Here is a 25,217-nt window from a genome sequence, read left to right as displayed (position 1 = left end):
TCTATTTACCGTAAAACATTAAAAGTGCTCCTAAAATTGATAAAAATAACCCAATTATCTTTATTCTCAATAAACTCTTTAAAGTCTTTATTTTGCCCTTCTTAAAATACGAATCAGAAATAAATATAATTAATCCACTTATTATAAACAAAATTCCTCCCAGTGCAAACATTAAACCACTTCCTTTAAAATACAAAATCTATCCAAATTTAAAAGCCCCCCATCCAAATATAAGGACGAAGGGCTTTTTCGCGGTACCACCTTATTTCCAGATATGAGACATATCTGGCTCTCGTTTATCAAATAACGGTAAAACCGTCTAGGCTTACTTGAAGTTCGGCCTAGAAGCTCCAGAGCTACCTTCAGTAAACATTGCCTTGCAAAACCTTTCAGCCAATGGGTTTTGCTCTCTTTTAAGGTTGTTTACCTACTCCTCTCCTTCAACGCTTTTATCTTATATTTAACTAATTTTACATTTTTCATTTTTCATTTTCAATTTTATATTTTAGTAGTCTAATTTTTAATATATTATATAATAATTATCTCATTTGTCAATGCCTTTTCTCTTTATTCATACGATTTATTTTTCTAAATCCAATCAAATAATTAATAAATGCTATAAGCGTAAGTATAACTGCAGCTAAAACAAGTAAATAACTTATCAGTTTATTTACTTTGAAAACAATAGATAAAATCGCAATATAAAATGATACCGTCGCTATCTTGCCATATTTATTAGCCGGAATAACAGTCTTATCAACAAAATAATATAAAAATAATCCTCCTAATATCATTAAAATTTCTTTTATGCCTATAACTGTAATAACCCATAATGGCAAATATTTTTTGTCTGTAAAGCAGATTAAAACAGTAATCTGCATGAGCTTATCTGCTAAAGGATCAAGTACAGTTCCCCATTTAGTTACCATATTATACTTTCTAGCAATATATCCATCTAAAATATCAGTAATTCCAGCTAATATAAAAACATATGTAGCATATAATATATTATTTTCTATTGATGAATAGAAAATACTTATGAAAATTGGTATAAATAAAAACCTAATTGTTGTAAGTATATTAGGTACGTTCATAATACACCTCTTCTGTTATAATATAATAATGCACTGTTTCCAATGAATACCAAAAAGCCTATACTTAATATTATAAATAATTATGTCTACATACACAAGAATTATAAATCGATTTGTTTTATTTTTTATATAATTTATTACACTTTACATCAAAAATTCCTGCATAATCTAATATTTTGTTAAAATATATTCTTTAAGTGTATGTAACAATTGAATTTACAACTGAATATAATAATTTTAAAATCAAAAACTTAAGGGGTGGCAATATGAGACTACCAAAAAAATTCTCTCTGTTTTTAATAATCATACTTATAATATCTAATTTACTGATAGGTTGTCAAAAAGAAAATCTTAAAACTGTAAAATTAGTCGAAGTTACCCATTCTGTTTTCTACGCCCCACAGTATGTAGCTTTAACAAAAGGCTTCTTTGAAGAAGAAGGTATTAAGATAGAATTAACTAATGGAAAAGGTGCAGATAAGTCAATGGCTGCACTGTTAAGTAATCAGGCAGATATAGGCTTTATGGGCCCAGAAGCATCTATTTACGTATACAATCAAGGCAAAAAAGATTATGCCATTAATTTTGCTCAATTAACCCAAAAAGATGGTTCTTTCCTAATAGGCAGAGAGAAAGATCCTGATTTCTCATTTGAAAAATTGAAAGGAAAAACTATACTTGGCGGAAGAAAAGGTGGAGTCCCTGAAATGACTTTAGAATATGTACTCAAAAAACACGGCCTTGAACCTGGAAAAGATGTGAATGTACGTACTGATATACAATTTTCAATGATGGCAGGAGCGTTCACAAGTGGAGAAGGTGATTATACAACACTTTTTGAACCAACCGCTTCAATGATGGAAAAAGAAGGTAAAGGCTATATAGTCGCTTCAATAGGCAAAGAAGGCGGTTATATTCCATATACAGTATACTGTGCTAAAAAAAGCTATATTGAAAAAAATCCAGACATAATCCAAGGCTTCACTAACGCAATTTATAAAGGGATGCTATGGGTTCAAAATCATTCATCCGAAGAAGTTGCAGAAGCTATACAACCTTATTTCCCAGATGCAGACAAGGAACTTCTAATTACTGTTATAGATAGATATAAAGAGCAAGATACTTGGAAACCTGATCCTGTATTAACAAAAGAAGGCCTAGATCATTTAATGCATATAATGGAATTAGCCGGAGAACTTGATAAAAGAGCTCCTTATGATAAAATCGTAACAACTAAATTTGCCAAAAAAGCTGTTGAAACAATCAAGTAGCAGAAATTACAATTTCTGCTACTTGATTTACATATAATAAAAATTATTCATTTTTGGAACAGAATCTTCAATTTAAATCAATTAAAGCAGATTTTGTTGAAATTTATAATTAGTTAATTTAGAAACATCAACAAATTTAATAAATCTTTTAATATCTTCTATATTGTCAACTTTCAGGTCAGATTTTATTACTGGATTTTCTCTCTCAATAATTTCTCCTCTTAATAAAGATATATATAATTTATCATTTAATTTGAAATTTATTCCCCATACAATATTAGTATTCTTATCATATAAGATAGTATATGTTCTGTTATCGACATAAATTGTTTTAATTTCAAAAGGATTATCTTGTAATAATTGTGATAATGAAACTGGCAATGTACTAATAGAAACATGAAATCCCTTTGTTTCTTTATTTTTGTTCTTATATATTAATTTTAATGTTTCAATAGTTTCTACAGATAATTGACGGTCATACAACTTATTTAACTCAATCGCTTTATAATCTACATCAGGACATGATGAATCTATAATTTTTATAAAACCAAGTTTATACCCACCATAATTTTCTTCAATATGTAATTTATCATAAATGGAATTTACCTCATCAACAGAATAGAAAGTTTTGTTTATATTATAAATACTAAATAATATACCATCATATTTTACTACCTTGTATTTATCAAAAGGAACATCTTTTATTTGTTCTTGATAAAAAGCTCGATATTTTTCATCAAACTCTTCTTCTGCTTCGTCTGAAATATGTTCTTCACATTCAAACAATTTTTCATTATCAAATATTTTATCTTGCTCTGTTATTATGTATTCAAATAGCTCATTCACTAATCTGTTAATTCTCTGTATATCGATAATGTCTATCGTATCTTTTTCTGTATGAATATATGATATATCTTGTTCCCCTATTGTTAATGCAGGTATATGTGCATCAGAAAAAGCAATATGGTCGCTCACTAAATTATTTGTATATAATATATTACACCTAATGTCTCGATCGTTTAAATATTTAGCTATTGATTCAATAAGCATCCCACTCACGTGCTGATTACCAACAATATCAAAAACTTTACCTCCTTTTAATCCAATCGTATCTAAATTAATCGCAACAACTTTTTCATATTTCGGCTTTATATATTCTACAAAACTCATACTTCCATTTAGTCCTGTTTCTTCACCATTAAAAGCACAAATATAGATGTCTCTAGGAAACAAATGATTTTCACTATATTTTTTTAACCTCTTAGCTAATTCTGTAATAGCATATATCCCAGATGCATTATCTAATGCCCCATTGTAAATGGTATCTCCTGCCCATCCAACGTGATCAAAATGAGCAGATATAATTAATGCTTCTTTATTATTATTTCCCGTTATCTTCCCTATAACATTATTGGCTTTTATTTTTTCTTCAGTCATCTCTACTTTTATATGTACTTTTGAATTAGATGCATTAGCAAGTTTATCATATATAGACGGTTCTAATTGAAAAAAAGGTTTACTTTTCGGCCATACCCTTATATTTTTTCTTAATACATCTGTCTTAAATAAAACTGCTTTTATGTTTTCTAAATCCATAATCTTTGTAAGTTCAAAATCATCTACCTGCATCCCATCTACTAATATAAAAACATCTTTGTCTGGTAACTCATTTATATTTGATATTACAGGACATTCCATATCGAAATTGGCTATAGGAATTTTCTCTAGGAAATCTTCTCCATATTTTAAACAATAAGACTTTTCATTATTAAACGTTATCATCATCGTAATTTTCTGCTTGTCCAAAGGATAATAAGTTTGCTCATACTTATATAAATAACCTTTTCCATCATAAGGTTCTAACCCTATAGTTTTAAAGATATCAACTAACTTTTGTTCTGCCAAAATATTCCCTTCTGTACCAATCATGCGTCCTCTATATAAATCTGACGACAATGTATGAAGTAGCGTATCATTATCTTTTGTTGTAAAAATTGACTGGGTACATCCGGTTATTAAACTTATGATTATAAATAATGCAAGTAGTTTTTTGATATTCGTATTCATATTATGCCTCCTATACCTTTTTTAATATATTGTAATATAATATTGATTTTATGTCAATTTTTTCTTGACATGCTAATAAAGGATATATTATACTGTTATTAGGTTAAGCTTCTAATAAATTAAAACATTTAAAAAGGGGGTTTTTATATGTTTAAAAAACGTTTTATATTACTTTTCCTTCTAACTTTAATGATACTTGTACCTATTGAATCCATATATGCACAAGAGAATATCAGCTTTAAAAAAGGGTCTTTAATTAGCCCAAACTATGTTCCTTGTCCTATATGGCAAGGTCAACATCGATATGAAAAGGCAGGAGACCCTACATATGATTGGGTTTATTATGATACACATATGCACTATGATAGTAGTGACGATTATTATTTCAAATGTAAAATTTATAAAAAATATAAAAATCAGGAATATCGCTGCCTTTGTGGAGACAGCTATGTAAAAAGAACTGTTGTTGATACTGTTCATATTGCTCAATAAAAATTTTATTTTATTAATATTCACGACATACTAATACCCCCACAATAATAATTACATAGTGGGGGTACTTTTTGCATCCTTAATATTTTCTCTGTATAAATCCAACTTTTCTATACACCTTACTCAATGTTTTTCTCGCTACTCTCTGTGCTTTATTTGCTCCTTCAATATAAACCTTTTCCAAATAATCTTTATTTTTCATTAAATCTTCAAATTTCTCTCTTAAAGGCCTTAATCCTTCAACCACTACTTCAGCCAAATCAGCCTTAAATTTTGCATATCCTTGCCCTTCGTATCTTTTTTCAATTTCTTCAATACTATCCCCTGAAAGTTTAGAATAGATGGTAATCAAGTTCTTTATTCCAGGCTGTTCATCACAATACTTAACTCTATTTAGCGAATCTGTAACTGCCCTTTTTATCTTCCTTCTGATAACATCTGGACTATCCTTAAGCAAAATATATCCATTTTCATTATTATCCGATTTAGACATTTTACTTAAAGGATCTTGTAAGCTCATTATCCTAGCTCCTACTTTAGATATATAAACTTCTGGAATTTTAAAGGTTTCACTATATCTATTATTAAATCTTTTAGCTATATCTCTAGCTAGTTCTAAATGCTGCTTTTGATCTTCTCCTACAGGAACTAAATCAGTCTGATATAGTAATATATCCGCAGCCATTAACACAGGATAAGTAAATAACCCTGCATTTAAATTTGCTTCATTCTTTCTAGATTTTTCTTTAAATTGTGTCATTCTATTTAATTCACCCATATAGGTTAAACAATTTAAAACCCAAGCTAATTCTGCATGTTCGCTTACATGAGACTGAATAAAAATAGTATTTTTCTCTGGATCTATTCCACTAGCAATATACTGTGCTAAAATCTCCAAAGTATTTCTCCTTAAATCTTTTGGTACTTGAGGCACAGTAATAGCATGCAAATCGACAATACAATAATAACACTCATATTCATATTGAAGCTCAATCCAATTTTTTATTGCCCCTAAATAATTACCAAGTGTCAATTCGCCTGAAGGTTGAACTCCGCTAAAAATCACTTTTTTATCACTCATTTTATCACCTTCCTTTTTGAACCTGCCACCATCCTCGAATCGCTTTAGTCAAATATGTATCTACTACTCTTATTCATCATTTTTTCGTATTTCTTTTTATTATACCATATAACCAAACATATTCAATATAAAAGCATCTTTTTAATCGCCATCGAATATTTCTCCTAAAATACTAGCCCCTATTCCTCCTATTCCTCTTTTTTCATCAACTTGATGAAAACGTGCTGCCGCATATATTCTATCGGCTAAACGTGATAAAGGTAAACTTTGCAAATAAACCTCTCCAGGGCCTCGTAAATAAGCCAAGAAAAGGCCTTCTCCTCCAAATAACGCATTTTTAAATCCTCCAACAAATTGAATATCATAATCGACTGTTGGTGCAAAACCGACTATACATCCTGTATCTACACGTAATGTTTCATTATGAGATAGCTCTTTTTTTATAATTGTACCGCCTGCATGAATAAAAGCCATACCGCTACCTTCTAATTTTTGAAGTATAAAACCTTCCCCACCAAAAAAACCTGCTCCTAATCTTCTTGTAAAAGCTATATCTATGTCAATGCCTCTAGCTGCACATAAAAAAGCATCTTTTTGGCAATAAAATCTTCCACCGTATTTTTCTAATTGAATAGGTATTATTTTACCAGGATAAGGTGCTCCAAATGCAACATGTCCTTTTCCTCTGCCCTGATACATAAATGTTGTAATAAAAAAACTCTCTCCTGTAATCATTCTCTTAAAACCTTTAAACAGTCCTCCTCCCGTAGAAGTTTGCATAACTATACCGTCTTCCATGTACATCATAGCACCTGCTTCTGCCCTTACTCCTTCATTAGGATCTAATTCAATCTCAACAATCTGCATATCATCTCCATAAATTTTGTAGTCAATAATATCACCCATATATTTACCACCTTTCATAATTAGTTAATATTTATTATTTAATTATATCATCATTGAAAAAAATATATCCATATTCTCTTATTTAATCTTCATAAAATAATCCCCGAAAATTCGGGGATTATTTTCATTCTTGCTGTGGATAAAAATCTCTATACAAATCTGTATTTGTATTATTAAACTCTCTACATATATCATTATATTCTTCACATTTACATCCTGAAACATTTTGACAGTATCCAAACGAAGGAAGCAATAATTGTACTTTTAATGCGGCTGATATGATATTATAGATTCCTACTGTTAACGTTTTATTCACTTCATCGATATAAAGTACATTACTATATGTGTCTAATAAAATATCAAATTGTTGCTCATCATCGTGCTTTGGTATGAACATAACTACATCAATTTTATAATCTGGTAATTTACATTGAAGCTGTAAATATTCATTCATTTCGTTTTTCAACGTTACCAAATAACTGATTGTTACTAAAAAAGTAACTCTTCTAAAGTGCTGCCTATTTATTTCTAGTATCTTTAAAGAACCGGGTACTATTTCTCCTTTATTGAATTTTATACTATCTATCTTATAGCAATAAGGAACTTCTAATTTTATATCATAAAGACATATTTTCTTCAAACATTGACTATAAATCTTCTTTGCAATAATACATTCAGATTTTAGAGGTATATCGATTTGAGTAGTATTTGAAAATAAATTACCAAATCTATCCGGATTTGTTTCACTAATTCTAAAACTAGCTAAAGCTTTATTAAAAATTGGACTTAATACAGAATCGGTTAATTTCACCGAGAAAATAACTTCTAGAGAATCGCCTAAATCAAGTAATGGTATCAGCCATTTTACTGTGCCTCCTCGATTTTCCCCACTATGAGTCAAAACAGTGCCTATTGGTACATATATAGATTCTACAAATTTTAATTCATCTGATAATACATCAGTAACTTCAATATCATAAACCGTTCTTGGCCCTGTATTAACTATTTGTATCTTAAATTCCACTATTTCATCTGGATAAACATATATTGGATTCTCCGTAAAGTCTCTACCTTTCGAAACATTTCTTTGAACTTTATGAATATCTACTTTACTATCCGTAACTTTAACATTTTTAATATACTTTACTGGATTAGCTGAAACTCCCGGTTCAAGATCCCAATGCCCATATCCTTCATTAGTCTGTACTTCTACTAAACTCACAGGATCTACAATCGCAGATACGACTTTAGCCTCAAACTTATACTTAAATACTGCATCCTCATATAAAGCTTCTGCATAAGGAACTGCTGGAAATGCTATAAATTGTCCTAGTACTTCTTCTGGAATAATAGGAACTCCATTCAACGTCGCATTACCATTATATTTTTGTCCTATTGGCAATATATCGGTAAATTGTCCATTATACGCTACTGTCCCTTTTGGTAAAATAAATTTAACCGTATAGGTTATAATACCTCCAATGGCAGTATTATCAATATCTGATGTCTTTTCTATTCGTACATTCGGATATATTTGAACAACTTCATTAGATTTAAATGGCCCATATGTTATAGGAGTTGCTTGATTAGTATCATAATAAGCAGTAGCTGAATTATAATCTCTACCACCCGCAGATATTCCTCCTAACACTTCTATTCTAAAACTTAACACCTCGACAGTATCAACATCTAATACATCTATCGTCCATGTAAGTTTTTTATTTGATGCATCAAATGCTGCCGTACCTGCTGAAATATATACTACTCCTTTATATTCTTCAAACCTATCTAAAACATCCGTTATAACAACATTATAAGCAGGCGCTTTCCCAAAATTATGAACGACTAATCTAAATTCTACTATATCTCCCATTTCTACAAATATAGGTTGTGTTTCACAGCAAGTAAACTTTGTTATATTACTTTGATCTTTTCTAATAAATAGAAATGGACTCTTTACTACGATATCTTTTGATACTTTTGAAGGCACTGCAGGTGTTCCTAACGTATCTATATCCCAATTTACTTCTGCATTATTCGTTTGAGTTTCTATAAACGGATATGATGTAGTTCCTTCTACTACTCTAGCTTTAAAAGTATATATAATAGTTACGCTATCTAATGTTGCATCTATAAGATTTTCGGTATCAAACGTTATTAATTGCCCTGATACGCTTGGAAAAACTAATGCCCCATTTTTAGTAGCTTCCCCTATATAAATTTGGCCATCTGGTAAAGTATCTGTCAAAACAACATCATATGCAATAGTCCCTTTTGGCACTGTAACAGTTAATACATATTCAATAAGTTCCCCTATTTCTACATCATCATTTGATGCAAATTTATCAATCTGTAATGAAGGAAGTTTAGCTTCAACTGAATTCGAAATTATAGGCCCAAAAGTAGGCGAAAGTCCACTAACAGCTGAAAAAGTCGCATATATACTGTCTAAAATACTACTTTGAGCTACTCCTCCCGACAATACTTTGACAGCAACAACTGCACTATAACTAGTTGACGGTGGAATAGAAGGTATCGACCAGGTAATCGTGCCTCCTGTATGAATAATAACTCCAGCAGGTGGCAAAGTAACTTGACTAATAAAACTTAACAAACTGTCTAAATCATCTTTAATAACAACATTATAAAGCGTATAAGTCGAACTAGGATTTGTAACGGTTAATCGATAATGTATAACATCTCCGACAGAAATTTGTATAAGATCGGTTGTAAATGAACCTCCAATAGTAAAATTCTTTTGTTCTTTCTCTAATTGAATATCAAGATCTGTTACATATACTTCTACTGTATCACTTTGTGGCGTTCCAGCTGGCCCTCCAGGAGCAGTAGCCCAATTAATTGTCGCTGTATTTATTTGTGTATCTTGTGGATACGTACTCATTGAATTAATAACTGCCTTAAATGTATAGACTATGGTTACAGCTCCTCCAGTAGCATCTATTGTCCCCTCTTGTGGAAACGTTAAAGTCGGAGAAGGTATAATCGAAATCCCATTTCTTGTTAAACTATCTGGAACATAACTCTGATTAGGTGGCAAATTGTCTACTACCTGTACATCATAAGCTATATTACCATTCGGTATGGTTATTTCAACTGTATAAGTTATAGTATCTCCTACAAAAACGCTATTTTTGTCAACCCTCTTAATTATTTCTGGCAAAGTATAATTAAATCCTACTATATTTGATAATTCTGGGCCTAGAGTAGTTGGATTTACTAACGAAGTATCGTATACTGTTGAAGTCTGATTTAACACATTAGTACCCGGTGCTGGGCCAGAATTTACTTTAACAGAAAAAACTAATACTCTGCTTTCGCCTACACCAATATTGGTTTCCGTCCAAGTTATAACACCATCTGGCGAACCTAATGGAACAGATGATACAACGGTTCCAGGAGGTGATACTACAACACCAGTAAATGTTAAAGAAGAATCGAGATTATCTGTCGTTACAACATTATATGCAGTATTGGCTCCATCATTTGTAATAGTTATCCTATATTCTACTATATCTCCTGTAACTACTCCCAACAGAGGCTCTGTTGTAAAATTACCACCCTGCGTAACATTCCTTTGCTCCTTCAAAGCAGTTATATGAGGAGCCTTAACTTCTATATCAACATAATCTGAAACTGGCGGTGCTTCAGGGCCTGTAGGTGTAATATCCCATATAACTTTTGCTAAATTCCTTTGTGTTTCAGTATATGGATAGGTTGTCGTACCACTTATAACTGTTGTTTGAAATGTATAAGTTAAAATCTGCGGGCCTGTTTGCGGTGAAGTCGGTTCATTAAATATTATTTCATTTCCTGATACAGTTGGTGTCCCTGGAAACCAGCTTCCAGATACATATTGCTGGCCGATTGGTATTATATCTCTAATAACTAAATTATATGCATTAACTTTATACGGTATTGTAATTTTCAAAGTATACGTTACTACATCTCCAATACCGACAACGCTTGCAGAAACTGTCTTTTCAATATCTAATGGAGGAATATTTAAATAAACTAGATTTGAATCTTCAGTGTACGTAATAGGATTTACATCATTCGAATCATAAGTCGATGATGCTTTGTCTGTTATCTCTATGCCTGCACCCACTCCTATATTTACAGAAACTGCAAATTCTAATACTGCTATATCCCCAACATCTAATTGAGGTATATTCCATTTTAATAAATTACCAGATAGTACAACACTTCCATCTGTAGGGCCTGAAATTATACTAATAAACGTTAAATCATTACTTATTATATCTTGTATATTGATGTTATAAGCTGGAGAAGCTCCATTAGAAGTTACCTTTAAACGATAATATATTAAATCCTCTGGTAACCCCGATATACTTTCTGTAGTATAACTTCCACCATTTGTAAAGTTTTTCTGTTCTTTTAATATTGTTATATTAGGCGTTCTTGCCACTATATCTATTTTATCTTCTCTCTGCCATTTAAATGAACCTCCAGAAACGATAGCCCACTTTACTCTTGAAATATTAGTCTGGATTTCATAAAATGGCGGATTATGAGTTGCATCTACAATTCTCGCAACAAAAGTATAAACAATTGTTCTCTGCCCAGCTGTAGCATCTATATCCGAATTTATAGGAAAAGTAATTGTTTGCCCTGATATTGTCGGCACAACTGTTACCGGTGGATTCGGTGGCTCTTGTCTAGTAGCTGGCCCTATATATACTTGCCCTATTGGTAAAATATCTTCTACAAGTGGTGTATATGCTATCGTTCCATCTGGTACCGTTATAGTTATTGTATAGGTTATATCATCTCCTATTTCTCCTTCTGTTAATGATGCAGACTTATCTATTTTAACTTTAGGGGCTCTTAATCTAACTGTATTCGTTTTATCCGGCCCATAAGTTACTTCAAAGCCATTATCGTTAGTACTATATATAAAAGAAGCCGTGTCTGGTATACTTCCTCCTGCAGCAACTCCCGGTAATGTTGTTACTGAAAACATTAATGTAGCTGTTTCTCCGGCATTTAGAATAGGTATATTCCAAGTAATAATTCCTCCTGTCTCTGTCGCTGTACCATGCGTTGTTGTAATAGAACCCGGATTTAATAAAAGGAGTGAATCCAATTTATCTGTAATAACTGAATTAAATGCCGTCTCTGCTCCATCATTTGTTATTGATATTCGATATTCTATTATATCTCCAACCGTATAATTAATACCTCTTTTAGTAAATATTCCACCTCTAGTTACATTTCGCTGTTCTTTCAATCCCCTCAAATGAGGAGTTCTTACTTCTAATTTTGCAGAAGTACTAACTGAAATAGCTGGCGTTCCTGAAATATCTATATCCCATTTTACTTTAGCTTTATTTATTTGATCTTCAATATATGGAGATACATGAGTACCATTTATAACTCTAACATCAAAAGAATATATTATATCGACAGAATCGACTGTAGCATCTATATGGGGTATTACAGGAAATGTTACAGTTCCTCCTGAAACTATAGGTGTAATTGGCGCTCCGTCTTTCGTTGCACTCCCTACTATATATGTCTGTTCAGAATCTGGAAAAGTATCTGTAACCTGTACATTATATGCATTTGTACCTTTAGGCACAGTTATTTGTATTATATAGGTAACTACATCCCCTATTTTTGCAAAAAGTGGGTTAACCAATTTGACTATCTTTATACTTTCGGCTTTCAAAGTAGTTTGTGCCGTAAAGGGCTCTCCAGGATACTGATACGATCTATCATATTGAGAATACGGCCTTTGCAGTACAGCATTATTTGTAAACGTCTGCCCACTTACTATTGTCGAATCTACTATTACATCAAAAGTTAATGTCAAACTTTCATTTGGTGCTAGTTTTTTTATTGTCATTGATACATTTTGCCCTGAAAATATTGGGATATCATATTCTCCAGTTCCTGTAACCGTATATGTTCCCGTATACGTCAATCCATCTGGTATTACATCTGTTAAATCCATCTCAAATGCATCTACTACTGTCCCCTCTTCATTTTGCATATTAGATACTGTTATACTATATGTGTATATTTCACCGGCCTTTATTGCATTTACATTTGGCCCTGTTACTGTTTTTTGAAACTGTATATTTGGTTCTCCGAATACTACTTCTACCTGATCTCTTTTGCCGAATATAAGGCCTTCTGTATTCTCTTCTTCCATTTTAGCTAAATTATTCTTTGTACCTACGATATTTATATTCCTTACAGGAACTTTAAAAGTTGCTGTCCACGTCGTATTCCCTGGTACTGTCCCTAGTTCCCATCTAATACCATTAGGAAATACTGTAAATGGTGTGAATGGGCCTGGCAAATTTCCTCCATAAGTTATTGGCATACTTGCTGTTAGTGGCCCCATATTGAGCGGAGCATATTCATCAATTTTTACATTTTTTTGTGATGCCGTTATACCTACCGAACTATATGTTATTCTAAATTCTATTTCATCTCCAGGCGCTGCTACATTCATAGGCTTTAACGTTCCATCTTTATAATAATAATTTAATACTTCTTTCTTTATGTTCGGCTCTCGTATTGTTAAAGTCGTATTCCAACTGTCAGGTGTATCTGTTAATGTTGTTTGATTGATGCCATCTATATTCACATTGTTTTCCAAGATATCATCTGAACTTACAGGCTCTCCATCTGAATAATTTGATTTTACTGTTGTTGTAAAAGTTATTTCCCCCGATGTTCCTTTACTCATATAACCTAAATTCCATATTAGCTCTGTAGTCCCATCTGGATTTACTGTAATTGAATCAGGAGCTAATGATGCTGAACCTACATTATATTCCTGTCCATCCTCTATTATGTCTGTTATTATAAATGAATCTATATCGTCATACTGGTTTATCCTGTATGTTAAAGTATACGTATTAATTTCCCCTACATCTGTTATCTTTTTATCAACTGTTTTATATATTACAGCATCCATTGCTTTAGTAGTAATTCCTACTTGTACCGGGCCTGATATTCCTTCTAATGTAGCTACATTCTGAAGTGGGGTTAAATGCGGTATTCTTTCTCCGCTATTTTCTTCACATCCTTCTGTATAGTTATCCCAAATCGCTGCGTCAAAAGTGATTATGTTTACTGAACCTGCCGATAAAGTTATTGTCTGCCAATCTAATGTTACATAATCTTGGCAATTTGGCCCTGGTGTCGGTATAATTATATTAGGTGTAGATAATTCGGCCGAATCTGGGCCACTTACTGTTAATCCTCCTAAATATCTTACTCCGTTTGGCAAGTTATCTATTAGCGTAACTGTAGATTGTTCTCTTGTATTATTTAATACTACGAGTTTATATTTATATGTCCATAATGGCTGCAAATCTGGAGATAGTAAACCTGCTCCTTTAGGCATTTTTCTCGGAGCTATTTTAAAAATATTGTATCGAAGAGGTATAAAGTCTGATGAATCTGTTTTAGTTATTTTAACATTACCTATATCTTCATCTCCTCTTGGCAGTGTATCTACTGTTGCAGTAACATCCACACTTACTAAAGGTACATCAAAAGGTACTGGTAATCCTGTGCTTCTGAATACATCATCCGATTTTAAATCGATTTCAATGCTATAATCTGTTTCATTTGGGGATAAATCTTTTATGTTTATCCATGATATTGTAATTGTTCCATCTGGATTTTCTTCTATCGATGTTGGTACTACCGAACTATTTACATATGATACTCCATCTGGTAATACTATTTCTACAGTCAGATTGTATCCTCTTTCTGTCGGATTTATATTTTTAAACAGTAATTCAAAAGTTCCGTTCATTCCTAGAACGACTTTTATTGGTTTAGGAATTATATTTAAGATAAAATCAGATTGGGATATAGCCATATACTCACCTCCATTCAACCTTATAATATCAATATATTCATTAAATTAATGTTTGTGATTATAACATAAAACAAACTTCTTAAAATTAAAAAAACCTGCGATCTCAAATCGCAGGTTTTTTAAAACGCTATTATTAGGCCTCCCTCATTTGCATAAACTGTGCTTATTCCACCAGCATCTACAATAATAATATCTTTAAAATTATATCTTTTCATAACTTCTTCTTTAAATTTTTCTGCTTTTTCCAGGCAATTACAATGAGCTATTCCTAAAATTTTCTCTTCTAATTTTTCACCTTTTTCACCTATAAGCTCAATCAACCTTTTAAATGCTTTTTTTGAACCTCTTACCCTGTCTACTAATTCAATTTTTCCTTCTTTATTTCCTCCTAAAATCGGCTTTATATTTAAAGCTGTTGCTATTCTCCCCTTTAATCTACTCATTCTACCTGACTTTATTAAATTCTCTAGCGAATCTAAAACGAATAAGGTTTTCATCTCGCTGATATATTCATTAACCTTTTCAACAATCTCTAGATTTTTATGATTCTTTTTGGCAAGTTCCAATATTTTTAAACTTATTAGTGTTTCTGCAACTGAAGCACTTAATGAATCAAAAACGTGTATAAATTTATCTTGGAATTGTTCTTTATACATTTCTTTAGCCATCATTGCATTATTATAAGTACTGCTTAATGAAGATGACAATGTAACTACAAAAATACTTTCTGCCTCTTTAAATCGTTTTATAAATTCCATAGGTGAAGGACTTGCAGTTTTAGGAACACTATCACTGTTTTTCATTTGCTTCAATAAATCTTTTGTATTCAATTGTTCATCATCTTTATAATGCTTATCATCGATTTGTATTGATAAAGGAACAATATCAATTTCCCTCTCCTGCTTCAACTTATTGTTCAAATCGCAACCGCTATCTGTAACAACCTTAATGCTCATGAAATTCCCCTTTCAATTTTATATACTCATATCTATATTATACTATTTAATGCAATGTTACAATCAGTATTTAAAATATCTTATTATTTTTTATATTTTACCCTATTTAATTTTATTTAAACTTTTACAAATATTTTTTAAAAGCCAAATTATTTTTACTGTTATATCCAAGTTTTTCATAAAACTTATGCGAACCTACTCTTTTTATATTAGATACAAACATTATGAAATGGCAATTATGCATTTTAGCGATATCTTCAATATATTCAAATAACTTTTTCCCAAAGCCCTTTTGACGGAATTCCTTTTTAATTATCACATTTTCAACAACCATAAATGGCCTACATTCTCCTGTAAGATCATTACAGATTATGGCCATAGCACTTCCTATTAATTTATTGTAATATTTTACACCTAGTAAGAAATAATTTGGATTATCTTTAATAGAATAAAAAACTTTATATATATTATTCTTATCACTTTTTTTACATGTTAATTCCTCATATAATATCGATAAATCTTCTAATTCTGACTCCTTAATATTTTCTATTTTTACCATGATATCATCCTCCAGTACTACCTATACTTTAAAATATGTACTGAATACATATTTTGGTGCATACTATTCTATAACAAAAAATAAGGTGTCTTTTCGACACCCGAGTTTTGATTTCTAATAAAACCTAGCAACCTTATTTATAGGTATTGGACATTTATCCTTCAATATATCGAAATATTTCTCTTCTATTGAAACAATAGCACAAGTAGCAGGCCCTGCCGATTTATACAAATCTATTTTTACATCCCTAAATACAGATAAATTTAAACCATTTGTTTTAGCCATTTCTTTTAACTCAAACAAAATACCTTTAGAGCCAACAGGGAGTATTTCTTGTATAAAATGATATTCTCTTAATTCTAAAAGAAGTTTTAATGAAAAAATTTCTTTCCCATTATCGGCTATGACTTCTTCCCCTACTTTAGGTACCCCAACTACCAAAGCAATAGCTCCTTTTTTTGTCATAGGCATAGTCCAATCTTTAGTATTTATAATACCAATGACTGTAATCCCCATTCCTGTTTGAATAACGGGAAAATTTTCCTCTGTGCTACCTGTAATTATGATATCTTTATTAGGTATAGGCTCGATAGCCCTTTTTATTCCTTCTATTATCTTACTTCCTGTATCATTCATCTCTACAGATAATGTATTAACTATAACAAGAGGCTCTCCGCCAACAGATAAAATTTCACATAAAGCAACATTTGTAGTAAAATACCCTAAAATATCAGGAGAAACCTTTACAATATCATTCTCCTTACTTCCTATAGCTCCACTTGAATCACAAGCTATAACTAGTAATTGCTCATCATTAATTTCTACAAATGTTAAATCTCTAAATCTTCTTGCTTTCATTTTACACCCTCGACTTATTCTTGTTTATTAATCTGAAAATCAAATAAGCTAATATAATATTTACAGCTGATGCTAATGTAAGAGGCGTAATTACAGCATAAAACAATGCACTGCCACTAAAAGGTAATCCAAGCAGCGTTGAAACAAACGCTGCAGTAAGCGCTCCAACAGGGCCATTTAAAATAATTGCCAATATTATAGCTATTAAATAATTAAGTTTTCTATAAAATACTCCAAATAAATAACCAAATAATGCCATTTGTAAAGCTATTATAATATGCATTGGAAGCGTTAAAGGAAATCCGCTAGTAGCAGCTGTAAGTATATGCCCTAAACCCGCTACTAAAGCACCATAGCTTGGCCCTAAAAATAGTGCAGCGAAAAATCCAGGCATTGAATCCAATGCTATACTCCCCTGTATTTTAATCAACGCTCCTACTGCTGAAAGTGCAATAAGCATACCGCAGTATACTATTTTTATAGTACTACTATTTTGCCTACCCGTTTTAATTGTATTCATCATTTCACCTACCTAATTAAACTAACTTTGTTAATACTCCAAAATCATTTTCATATAATATTTCAACTAAACCTCCAGGTAATATCTTAAAATGCCACATTTCATCAATATTTAAATTCAAAAGATAAGTAATGGCAATCCTAATTACGCCCGCATGAGTAACTAAAAGAAAAGTCCCATCTTTGTCTTTTAATTCATCTATAAATTGAGTAACTCTATTATACATATCTATTAAACTCTCACCATTAGGTATCCTATATTTAATATTATCACTTATCCACTTCTCCCACTCCAAATGATAAGTTTTTGATATTTCTTTATAAGTTTTTCCTTCAAAAATACCAAAATTCATTTCCTTTAATTTCTCATTAACATAAAATTTTTTACCTATATGTTTCGATATGATTTCGGCTGTAACTAAAGTCCTAGACAATGGACTAGAATATATAACATCAATATTTTCTCTACTTAAAATTTCCAATAGATTTTTAACCTGCTCTTTTCCTCTATCTGTCAATGGAAAATCTGTCCAACCACTATACAATTTGTCTACATTCGCCTTTGTTTCTCCATGCCTTACCAAAATTAATTTCAAAATATCAGTCCCCTTAACAAGTAAAATAATAATAGTGAGAAAGTTTGAGATAACTCAATAACCGCTCCTATAGTATCTCCTGTCATCCCGCCTATTTTCTTTTTAAAATACACACCAAGTAATAGGGCATACGAAAATATAATTATTTCACTAAAAACTAATGTGTAATCGAAAAATATAATAGATATTATAATTGTAATAAATATGACAAATACGGCATCTTTAAAATTCGAATATTCTACAAAACTCTTTCCCATCCCGTTATCTTTTCTAGCATAAGTATTAATAGCACAAGAAATTACTCCGCAACTCCTACCTAAAACAGGTATGATTATTAACAATTTAAAATCTAAAAAATAACTCAATACGATATTAAGTAATATAATAAAAATAATTCCTATCACACCAAAAGTACCTATTCTGCTATCTTTCATTATGTCTAATATTTTCTCTTTATTACGATTACTAAAAACTCCATCGAATGAATCGGCTAAACCGTCGAGATGCAATCCCCCAGTAACCCAAATATAAAACATCCAAACAAATAATACTGTTACAGCTCTATCTATTAAATAATTAGTATTACTTACACACCATAACAGCACTCCAATCACGAAACCAACAATTGGCAAATATTTAATACCTTTAATAAAATCCTCTTCTGTAAATTCAAAATTGACTTTAATTGGTAATCTAGTTAAAAATGTTGTCATCAATAGAAAACTTTTCATAGCAACCTCACTTAATTTTAATTGGTATTCCTAAAACTGTTAAATAAACATCCTGCGCACATCTTGCTAAATACTGATTTGTTCTGCCAGCTATATCCCTAAATATATTCCCTAATCTAAATGTTGGTACGACTCCCATGCCTACCTCATTTGTAACTACAATTAGTCTTTTATTATATTTTTCAATTATAGATAATAATTTTTCGACTTCATCTATAATACCTTTTTCAACCTTTTCAACATCAGACATTGAACATCTGTCAAAATCTAATCCGCTCTCTAATAATAAATTTGTTACCATAAGAGTCATACAATCAAGTAATACAGTATCTGCTTCAATAAAATCCTTATTATATACAAGTTCATTAAAACTTTTATATTTTTCAATAGTTACCCATTCTTTAGGCCTAGAATTTCTATGCTTTTCTATTCTATCAATCATACCTTCATCAAAAGGTATTGCGGTAGCTATATAAACTACTTTCTTTCCTAACTCTTTGGCTAATTTTTCTGCTAATGTGCTTTTACCGCTTCTTGCACCACCAGTTATTAATATAAAATCTTTCAATATTCCACCTTCTTTTATTAAAACTCCAACAGTTAAGAGCTTACTGGAACTATATATGGTACCTTATAGTCATCGAGCTTTATTAGTTTCACTTCAATACCATAAACATCCTGAATATTCTCTTTCGTCAATACGCTTTCAGGTAAGCCAAATGCTTTTATTTCCCCTTTATTCATAAGTAATATATAATCACTATACCTAGCAGCCAAATTTATATCGTGTAATGTCGTAATTATAGTTATCTTTTCTTCTCTGTTAAGCCTTTTACATAAATTTAATATATTTATTTGATGCTTTATATCTAATTGCGAAATCGGTTCGTCTAATAGAAGTATCTTCGGCTCCTGTGCTAAAGCTCTAGCAATTATAACTCTCTGCCTTTCTCCTCCACTTATTTCATGAATACTCTTTTCTCTCAAAGCCCATGTTTCAGTATTTTCCATGGCTCTTTTTACAATTTTAACATCATTTTCAGATTCAGATTTAAATCTCTTCTGATATGGATATCTACCCATCATGACAATATCATATACCGTAAACTCAAAATTTACATTACTATCTTGATGTGCTACAGCCATTATCTTCGCTAATTCTTTAAATGCTATTTTATTTAAATCTTTATCATCAACAAATATTTCCCCTTTTAATGGCTTAAGCAATTTACATATATTTTTCAATAAAGTCGTCTTACCCGAACCATTAGGCCCTAATATGCTTATAAATGCTCCTTCTTGAATGCTCAAATCGATGTTTTTTAGTACTTCCTCATACCCATAGCTAAAATATATATTCCTAACTTCTACTGCATTAGACATAAAGATACTCCCTTATATAAATTTATTACGTTTAGATTTTCTAAGAAGATAAAGAAAAAAAGGCCCGCCAAATATAGAAGTAATAATCCCAACTGGTATCTCAATTCCATTTAAAGCAGTTCTAGCTAAAGTATCGCAAATTAACAAAAAGATCGCTCCGCCAATAACTGAAATCGGTATAAGTATTCTATGATCTGAACCAAATATTAATCTGAACAAATGGGGTACAATTAAACCTACAAATCCAATAATCCCACTTACAGAAACTGCACAAGCAGCTAAAAAAGATGACAATATTAGAATTATCTTCTTTACTAATTCAATATTTACACCTAAATTTTGTGCGCTTTCTTCCCCTATTACTACTGCATTCATTTCTTTAGTCATTGAAGATAAAACTATTATTCCTAAAAATATAGGAATAGTAACAATAATTATCTGCTTCCAATTTGCTCCATTAAAGCTCCCCATCGTCCAAGTTACTATTTTTGCTAATTCATCATGATTGAGCACCATCATTATTGAAATTACAGATGACAGCAAAGAACTTACAACAATTCCTGCTAATAAAACAGAAGTTGTAGATATTTTATTTCCAACTTTAGCTAGATTATAAACTATCAATGTAGTCAATAAAGCCCCTGCAAAAGCAAATAAAGAGGTTAATCCAAATCCCAAAACTGTATTATTAAATCCTAAAATTATACCAAAAGTAGCCCCAAAGGCTGCCCCCGAAGAAGCACCCATAACATAGGGGTCAGCCATTGGATTTCTAAAAATAGCTTGATAGCATGTCCCTACAACCGAAAGCACTGCTCCAACCAAGCTAGCTAATATTATTCGAGGCAATCTAATATTAAGAACTATAAATATATTCGATTTTTTTATATTACTAATATCAATCTTTTCACTTAAAAAATTTATTTTGCTTAAAACGATTTTAACAACATCCCTTGCCGGTATCTTTACCGTCCCTAAAGTCGTTGCCATTATAGAAATAAATATAAATATTAACAACAGTATAAGCATATAAATTTTGTAGTATTTCTTCTGTCTTAAATATGTCATTTAAACCACCAAACTAAAAACCTAACTCTTTTACCTTATATTTATGGAAAGTCTCTACTAATATTTTAAGTCCCTCATCAATAGCTCTTGGAGCTGCTCTAACAAATATATCTTCATTTACTATCTTATATTTTTTATTTTTAATAGCTGATAATGCCTGATAATTTTCACCATTAACCATTGTATCGATATTAAATTGACTACCTATAATAATATCCGGATTATGATCTATAAGTTTTTCAAGACTATATTTCCAGCCTGTTATATCATCAGCAACATTCTTACCACCTGCTAATGAAATAAGTTCTGATATAAAAGTATCTTTACCCGCTGTATATTCTCCCCATTGTCCTGTTCCCACTACATAATATACCTTTGGCTTATCGCTTTCTTTTAAATCTTTTAATACATATTTAACTCTGTCAACTTTAGCCCTTAAACTTGATACTAATGCCCTCGCCTCGTAGTTTTTATTAACTATAGCACCTAATTTAAGCATATAATCATATACGCCTTCTATATCTTTAGCTGTCGATTTAGCTATAACTTTTATACCTGCTTCATTAAGTTTTGCTATAACTTCATCTTTGAAATGTGTTTCGCAAATAACTAAATCAGGATTTATATCTAATATTGTTTCTAGATTTGGCTCATATAAGGTACCAATGCTTGGAATATTTTTAACCTCTTCAGGATAATTACAATATTGAGTTCTACCCTTTATTCTGTCTCCAACACCTAATGCAAACAATTTTTCTGTTACTCCCGGAGCCATAGATACTATAGTTTTAGCCTCTTTTTCAACAACATAAGTATTATCGCCATCTACAATTGTAATAGGAAATGTTATATCCTGAAGTTTTTCGACTTTAATTTTCTGTGCTTCAGCATCCCAACCTATTTTGTAATTTAAAGTTTCAAGTATAAATCTTAATGGTAAGTATATATCTTTATCATTTTTATATGGTTTAGCATCTAATGTTAAGTCTAAACCATTAACCTTAACTCGATTACTTCCTAAAGTAAATTCAAACACTACCTCATCATTCTTGACAATTACTGTATTCCCATTTTCAGTTGTGGTTAATCCAAATTCTTGTAAACTCTTTGATGCAACATAAGATCTAGCATTATTAATTTCAATATTAAGGTTTTTGTCTAATCCATCAACTGCTACATTTGTAGCTAATACCAAATTTGAAAATATTAATACTAGAATAAGTGATAAAATTGTAATTTTTGAAAATTTCTTCATGATAACCCTCCTTGACTTTATATTTTATAAAACTTTTTTTATAGCATTAATTAATTTAATATTATCTTTATGACTTTTAATAGCAATTCTAAAATAAGTATTATCAAGCCCAATAAAATCATCACACACTCTAATATAGATATTGTACTGCATCAACTTTTCTCTCACTTCGTATGCATTGCCTTTTTTAACCTTGCATAAAATAAAATTCGTTTGACTATTAAAAAAATCGATATCTCTAATTTCTTTCAATTCTTTATATAAATAATTTTTTTCATCTTGAAGCCACTTTTTAGACTCTCTATAAAATGCTTCATCATCTAAAATTGTCGAAACTATCGATAAAGCAAAACTGTTTATTGTCCAAGGCTCCTTATGTTCATTTAATTTCTTAATAATTTCACTGTTGGCCACACCATATCCAAGCCTTAAACCTGGTACAGAATAAAATTTAGTCATCGATCTAAGAATAAATATAGGAAATTCTTTGATGAGATTTACATATGATTTCTCATCAGTAAAATCAATAAAAGATTCATCAAGCAGCAAATATGAACCTATTTCTCTAATATAATTAACAACAGGCAATAATTCTTTTTGTCTAATAAAATAACCAGTTGGATTATTAGGATTACAGATTACTAATACATTAGGATTTATATCTTTAAGATAATCTAATAAATCGTTTACTTCTAATTTAAAATCATTAGAATATGTTAATTCATAATTACAAATTCTGCTTCCTGTCAATCTAAATGCTCTAAAATACTCATTAAAAGTCGGCTGTATAATCACTACTTTTTTCGGGCTAAAAGCTCTCGCAAACAAATAAATCAATTCTGTCGCCCCATTACCGATTATAACTTCAGAATGTTCAATACTTAATCTATCTGCTAATACCTTTTTTGCGCTTTCCCCATCTATTTCCGGATATCTATTTATTATGTTTATACTCTCGATAAGCTTTTCTTTTACTCTTTCAGTTACACCTAGGGGATTTATATTTACACTAAAATCTAAAACTTTTTCCTTATTTTCTCCATAGTATCCGCCATGTTTATTCATACAATACTCCTTTCATTCAATATACTTAATTACAGCAAAACGAAAATCAAAATAATAATTACTATTAACAAAATCTCTGATGCATACATAATTTTTATTGCATCTTTTATATTAATGATACTTAATTCTCTATTTTTATCCCCTATAGTAGGCTTGTACACTTTCTGCCCAAAATAAATATTTGTTCCACCTAGCTGCACATTTAATAAACCTGCAACCGCAGCTTCAGAATATCCACTATTAGGACTCTTATGATTCCTTTTATCTCGTTTTAAAATCATATATCCATTTCTTAAATCATATCCGAGTAAAAATCCAGCAATAAGCATAAGCAGACTACCTATTCTGGCAGGTATATAATTTACTAAATCATCTAACTTTGCAGAAGCATAACCTATTTCTCTATACGGCTCTTGAATATATCCAACCATTGAATCTAACGTATTAACAGTTTTATAAAAATACGCCATCTCTACTGGTATTCCTAATACTAATCCAACTCCTATAAACATTAATGGTGCAATTACCCCATCTATCGTGTTTTCAGCAATCGTTTCAACCGTTGCTCTAATTATTTCCTTCTTCTGAAGCTGACTAGTCTCTCTCCCAACTAAATAAGAAAGTAATTGTCTTGCCTTGGTAATATTATCTTCTTTTAATGCATAGTAGACTTTCATAGTTTCCCTATCTAGGCACCTAGCCGCTATAGAAGTATATATTAAATAAACTGAAAATATAAAGCCTAACTCAAAATGTACGATATATGTAAATCTTATTAAATAATGAATTATAATCAATACTGTAGCTAAAGTTGCAAAAGTTAGAACAAATCCGCCTTTTTCCCCAGATAACACTTTACTTTTTCTAATAACTTTCTCATATCTTGTTATTAATCTACCTATATATCTTATAGGATGCGGCCAATTATTTGGATCGCCGATAATATAGTCTAAAACAACTGCTATTATTAAAATGTATATTCCCATTATTTCAACTCCATAATTTACTTAATAAAAAAACACATAGAGGTAACTATGTGTATACAAAAACCGCATACTTCCCTCCGAAGTATAAGCCTACAGCTTTCAAGGCAGGTCTCCTGGCTCGTAGTTCATCTTACTCTCTTCCCCTTCCCAGTTGCCCAGTGGTTTACGGAAGATTTCATCTCTACTCACAGTAGCGGGGGCTGCAGAGGATTTTCACCTCTTTCCCTTTTAAGTTCCGTAAAGGAACACCTTGAAATCTATGGGATTGTTTTAATCAATTACATTATATTTAAATTAGATTTTTTTGTCAATTAAATTTTCTTTAAATTGCGACTTCTCCAATAATATCTAAAAAATCTTTGTAACTAAATATATTTTCTAGCAATAAATTAATAACGAGAGTACTCGTATATATCTTTTTAAAAAATTTCAATTTAAAAAGAGG

Annotated in this window: 20 protein-coding genes, 1 riboswitch and 1 other annotated feature; of the genes, 2 read left to right on the top strand and 18 right to left on the bottom strand. The window is 30.9% G+C overall.

The window, feature by feature from the left end; genetic code table 11:
• Position 1: 1 nt before the first annotated feature.
• Together BUB51_RS12945 and pgsA are read right to left on the bottom strand one after the other, a co-directional pair.
• Positions 2 to 151: a hypothetical protein gene (locus BUB51_RS12945; protein WP_159430363.1), complete on the bottom strand. Its 150-nt coding sequence runs from the start codon at positions 149 to 151 to the stop codon at positions 2 to 4.
• A gap of 78 nt (positions 152 to 229) precedes the next feature.
• Positions 230 to 453: a binding site (T-box leader), on the bottom strand.
• 98 nt (positions 454 to 551) lie between these two features.
• The gene (gene pgsA, locus BUB51_RS00640) at positions 552 to 1,094 is read right to left on the bottom strand and encodes a CDP-diacylglycerol--glycerol-3-phosphate 3-phosphatidyltransferase (RefSeq protein ID WP_073194583.1); all 543 of its coding nucleotides are present in this window, start codon (positions 1,092 to 1,094) and stop codon (positions 552 to 554) included.
• Positions 1,095 to 1,360: 266 nt separating this feature from the next.
• Between pgsA and BUB51_RS00635 the strand changes: the two genes are divergently transcribed.
• Positions 1,361 to 2,365: an ABC transporter substrate-binding protein gene (locus BUB51_RS00635; protein ID WP_073194579.1), complete on the top strand. Its 1,005-nt coding sequence runs from the start codon at positions 1,361 to 1,363 to the stop codon at positions 2,363 to 2,365.
• Between the two features lie 81 nt (positions 2,366 to 2,446).
• Here BUB51_RS00635 and BUB51_RS00630 read toward each other — a convergent pair whose 3' ends face one another.
• Positions 2,447 to 4,432, bottom strand: coding sequence for a M28 family metallopeptidase (locus BUB51_RS00630; RefSeq protein ID WP_073194576.1), 1,986 nt, complete (start codon positions 4,430 to 4,432; stop codon positions 2,447 to 2,449).
• A gap of 147 nt (positions 4,433 to 4,579) precedes the next feature.
• Here BUB51_RS00630 and BUB51_RS00625 point away from each other — a divergent pair, with 147 nt between their 5' ends.
• Positions 4,580 to 4,924: a hypothetical protein gene (locus tag BUB51_RS00625; RefSeq protein WP_073194574.1), complete on the top strand. Its 345-nt coding sequence runs from the start codon at positions 4,580 to 4,582 to the stop codon at positions 4,922 to 4,924.
• Between the two features lie 79 nt (positions 4,925 to 5,003).
• Here BUB51_RS00625 and trpS read toward each other — a convergent pair whose 3' ends face one another.
• The 15 genes from trpS to cbiB form a co-directional block, all read right to left on the bottom strand.
• Entirely contained in the window at positions 5,004 to 6,005 is a 1,002-nt protein-coding gene (gene trpS, locus BUB51_RS00620; protein WP_035163645.1) for a tryptophan--tRNA ligase, read from the bottom strand.
• 141 nt (positions 6,006 to 6,146) lie between these two features.
• Complete coding sequence (locus BUB51_RS00615) at positions 6,147 to 6,911, bottom strand: TIGR00266 family protein (RefSeq protein WP_073194571.1); 765 nt, start codon at positions 6,909 to 6,911, stop codon at positions 6,147 to 6,149.
• Between the two features lie 124 nt (positions 6,912 to 7,035).
• Complete coding sequence (locus tag BUB51_RS00610; RefSeq protein WP_073194568.1) at positions 7,036 to 14,796, bottom strand: isopeptide-forming domain-containing fimbrial protein; 7,761 nt, start codon at positions 14,794 to 14,796, stop codon at positions 7,036 to 7,038.
• A gap of 119 nt (positions 14,797 to 14,915) precedes the next feature.
• On the bottom strand, positions 14,916 to 15,752 hold the full coding sequence (locus BUB51_RS00605) for a DegV family protein (protein ID WP_073194565.1): 837 nt from the start codon (positions 15,750 to 15,752) through the stop codon (positions 14,916 to 14,918).
• Positions 15,753 to 15,876: 124 nt separating this feature from the next.
• Positions 15,877 to 16,311 carry a GNAT family N-acetyltransferase gene (locus BUB51_RS00600; protein WP_073194561.1) on the bottom strand — a complete coding sequence of 145 codons (435 nt, stop codon included), beginning with the start codon at positions 16,309 to 16,311 and terminating at the stop codon, positions 15,877 to 15,879.
• Positions 16,312 to 16,425: 114 nt separating this feature from the next.
• Positions 16,426 to 17,169 (bottom strand): AIR synthase related protein, encoded by a 744-nt coding sequence (locus BUB51_RS00595; RefSeq protein ID WP_073194558.1) that lies wholly within the window; start codon positions 17,167 to 17,169, stop codon positions 16,426 to 16,428.
• Between the two features lies 1 nt (position 17,170).
• Positions 17,171 to 17,689, bottom strand: coding sequence for an ECF transporter S component (locus BUB51_RS00590; protein WP_073194556.1), 519 nt, complete (start codon positions 17,687 to 17,689; stop codon positions 17,171 to 17,173).
• A 16-nt stretch (positions 17,690 to 17,705) separates the two neighbouring features.
• The gene (gene cobC / locus BUB51_RS00585; protein WP_083599451.1) at positions 17,706 to 18,284 is read right to left on the bottom strand and encodes an alpha-ribazole phosphatase; all 579 of its coding nucleotides are present in this window, start codon (positions 18,282 to 18,284) and stop codon (positions 17,706 to 17,708) included.
• Positions 18,281 to 19,015: an adenosylcobinamide-GDP ribazoletransferase gene (cobS, locus tag BUB51_RS00580; RefSeq protein WP_073194551.1), complete on the bottom strand. Its 735-nt coding sequence runs from the start codon at positions 19,013 to 19,015 to the stop codon at positions 18,281 to 18,283. Before cobS ends, cobC begins: the two co-directional genes overlap by 4 nt.
• A gap of 7 nt (positions 19,016 to 19,022) precedes the next feature.
• Positions 19,023 to 19,583, bottom strand: a complete 561-nt coding sequence (gene cobU, locus BUB51_RS00575; protein WP_035163656.1) for a bifunctional adenosylcobinamide kinase/adenosylcobinamide-phosphate guanylyltransferase — start codon at positions 19,581 to 19,583, stop codon at positions 19,023 to 19,025.
• Between the two features lie 32 nt (positions 19,584 to 19,615).
• Positions 19,616 to 20,398: a heme ABC transporter ATP-binding protein gene (locus tag BUB51_RS00570; RefSeq protein WP_073194548.1), complete on the bottom strand. Its 783-nt coding sequence runs from the start codon at positions 20,396 to 20,398 to the stop codon at positions 19,616 to 19,618.
• A 12-nt stretch (positions 20,399 to 20,410) separates the two neighbouring features.
• Complete coding sequence (locus BUB51_RS00565; RefSeq protein WP_035163658.1) at positions 20,411 to 21,466, bottom strand: FecCD family ABC transporter permease; 1,056 nt, start codon at positions 21,464 to 21,466, stop codon at positions 20,411 to 20,413.
• A gap of 13 nt (positions 21,467 to 21,479) precedes the next feature.
• The gene (locus BUB51_RS00560; protein WP_083599450.1) at positions 21,480 to 22,721 is read right to left on the bottom strand and encodes a helical backbone metal receptor; all 1,242 of its coding nucleotides are present in this window, start codon (positions 22,719 to 22,721) and stop codon (positions 21,480 to 21,482) included.
• Positions 22,722 to 22,745: 24 nt separating this feature from the next.
• Positions 22,746 to 23,786 (bottom strand): threonine-phosphate decarboxylase CobD, encoded by a 1,041-nt coding sequence (cobD, locus tag BUB51_RS00555; RefSeq protein ID WP_073194546.1) that lies wholly within the window; start codon positions 23,784 to 23,786, stop codon positions 22,746 to 22,748.
• Between the two features lie 29 nt (positions 23,787 to 23,815).
• Positions 23,816 to 24,772 (bottom strand): adenosylcobinamide-phosphate synthase CbiB, encoded by a 957-nt coding sequence (gene cbiB, locus BUB51_RS00550; protein ID WP_073194543.1) that lies wholly within the window; start codon positions 24,770 to 24,772, stop codon positions 23,816 to 23,818.
• Between the two features lie 86 nt (positions 24,773 to 24,858).
• A riboswitch (cobalamin riboswitch) is annotated at positions 24,859 to 25,040 on the bottom strand.
• Positions 25,041 to 25,217: the final 177 nt, after the last annotated feature.

Source organism: Caloranaerobacter azorensis DSM 13643, assembly GCF_900129995.1.
GTDB classification, from domain to species: domain Bacteria; phylum Bacillota; class Clostridia; order Tissierellales; family Thermohalobacteraceae; genus Caloranaerobacter; species Caloranaerobacter azorensis.
The sequence above is the reverse complement of the archived record's forward strand: the minus strand, read 5'-3'. Positions and strand labels throughout refer to the sequence as shown.

Excerpts from the sequence above, each read along its gene's own strand:
- pgsA (WP_073194583.1), bottom strand. The coding sequence starts at position 1,094 with ATGAACGTACCTAATATACTTACAACAATTAGGTTTTTATTTATACCA.
- BUB51_RS00635 (WP_073194579.1), top strand. The coding sequence starts at position 1,361 with ATGAGACTACCAAAAAAATTCTCTCTGTTTTTAATAATCATACTTATA.
- BUB51_RS00630 (WP_073194576.1), bottom strand. The coding sequence starts at position 4,432 with ATGAATACGAATATCAAAAAACTACTTGCATTATTTATAATCATAAGT.
- BUB51_RS00625 (WP_073194574.1), top strand. The coding sequence starts at position 4,580 with ATGTTTAAAAAACGTTTTATATTACTTTTCCTTCTAACTTTAATGATA.
- trpS (WP_035163645.1), bottom strand. The coding sequence starts at position 6,005 with ATGAGTGATAAAAAAGTGATTTTTAGCGGAGTTCAACCTTCAGGCGAA.
- BUB51_RS00615 (WP_073194571.1), bottom strand. The coding sequence starts at position 6,911 with ATGGGTGATATTATTGACTACAAAATTTATGGAGATGATATGCAGATT.
- BUB51_RS00610 (WP_073194568.1), bottom strand. The coding sequence starts at position 14,796 with ATGGCTATATCCCAATCTGATTTTATCTTAAATATAATTCCTAAACCA.
- BUB51_RS00605 (WP_073194565.1), bottom strand. The coding sequence starts at position 15,752 with ATGAGCATTAAGGTTGTTACAGATAGCGGTTGCGATTTGAACAATAAG.
- BUB51_RS00600 (WP_073194561.1), bottom strand. The coding sequence starts at position 16,311 with ATGGTAAAAATAGAAAATATTAAGGAGTCAGAATTAGAAGATTTATCG.
- BUB51_RS00595 (WP_073194558.1), bottom strand. The coding sequence starts at position 17,169 with ATGAAAGCAAGAAGATTTAGAGATTTAACATTTGTAGAAATTAATGAT.
- BUB51_RS00590 (WP_073194556.1), bottom strand. The coding sequence starts at position 17,689 with ATGAATACAATTAAAACGGGTAGGCAAAATAGTAGTACTATAAAAATA.
- cobS (WP_073194551.1), bottom strand. The coding sequence starts at position 19,015 with ATGAAAAGTTTTCTATTGATGACAACATTTTTAACTAGATTACCAATT.
- BUB51_RS00570 (WP_073194548.1), bottom strand. The coding sequence starts at position 20,398 with ATGTCTAATGCAGTAGAAGTTAGGAATATATATTTTAGCTATGGGTAT.
- BUB51_RS00565 (WP_035163658.1), bottom strand. The coding sequence starts at position 21,466 with ATGACATATTTAAGACAGAAGAAATACTACAAAATTTATATGCTTATA.
- BUB51_RS00560 (WP_083599450.1), bottom strand. The coding sequence starts at position 22,721 with ATGAAGAAATTTTCAAAAATTACAATTTTATCACTTATTCTAGTATTA.
- cobD (WP_073194546.1), bottom strand. The coding sequence starts at position 23,786 with ATGAATAAACATGGCGGATACTATGGAGAAAATAAGGAAAAAGTTTTA.
- cbiB (WP_073194543.1), bottom strand. The coding sequence starts at position 24,772 with ATGGGAATATACATTTTAATAATAGCAGTTGTTTTAGACTATATTATC.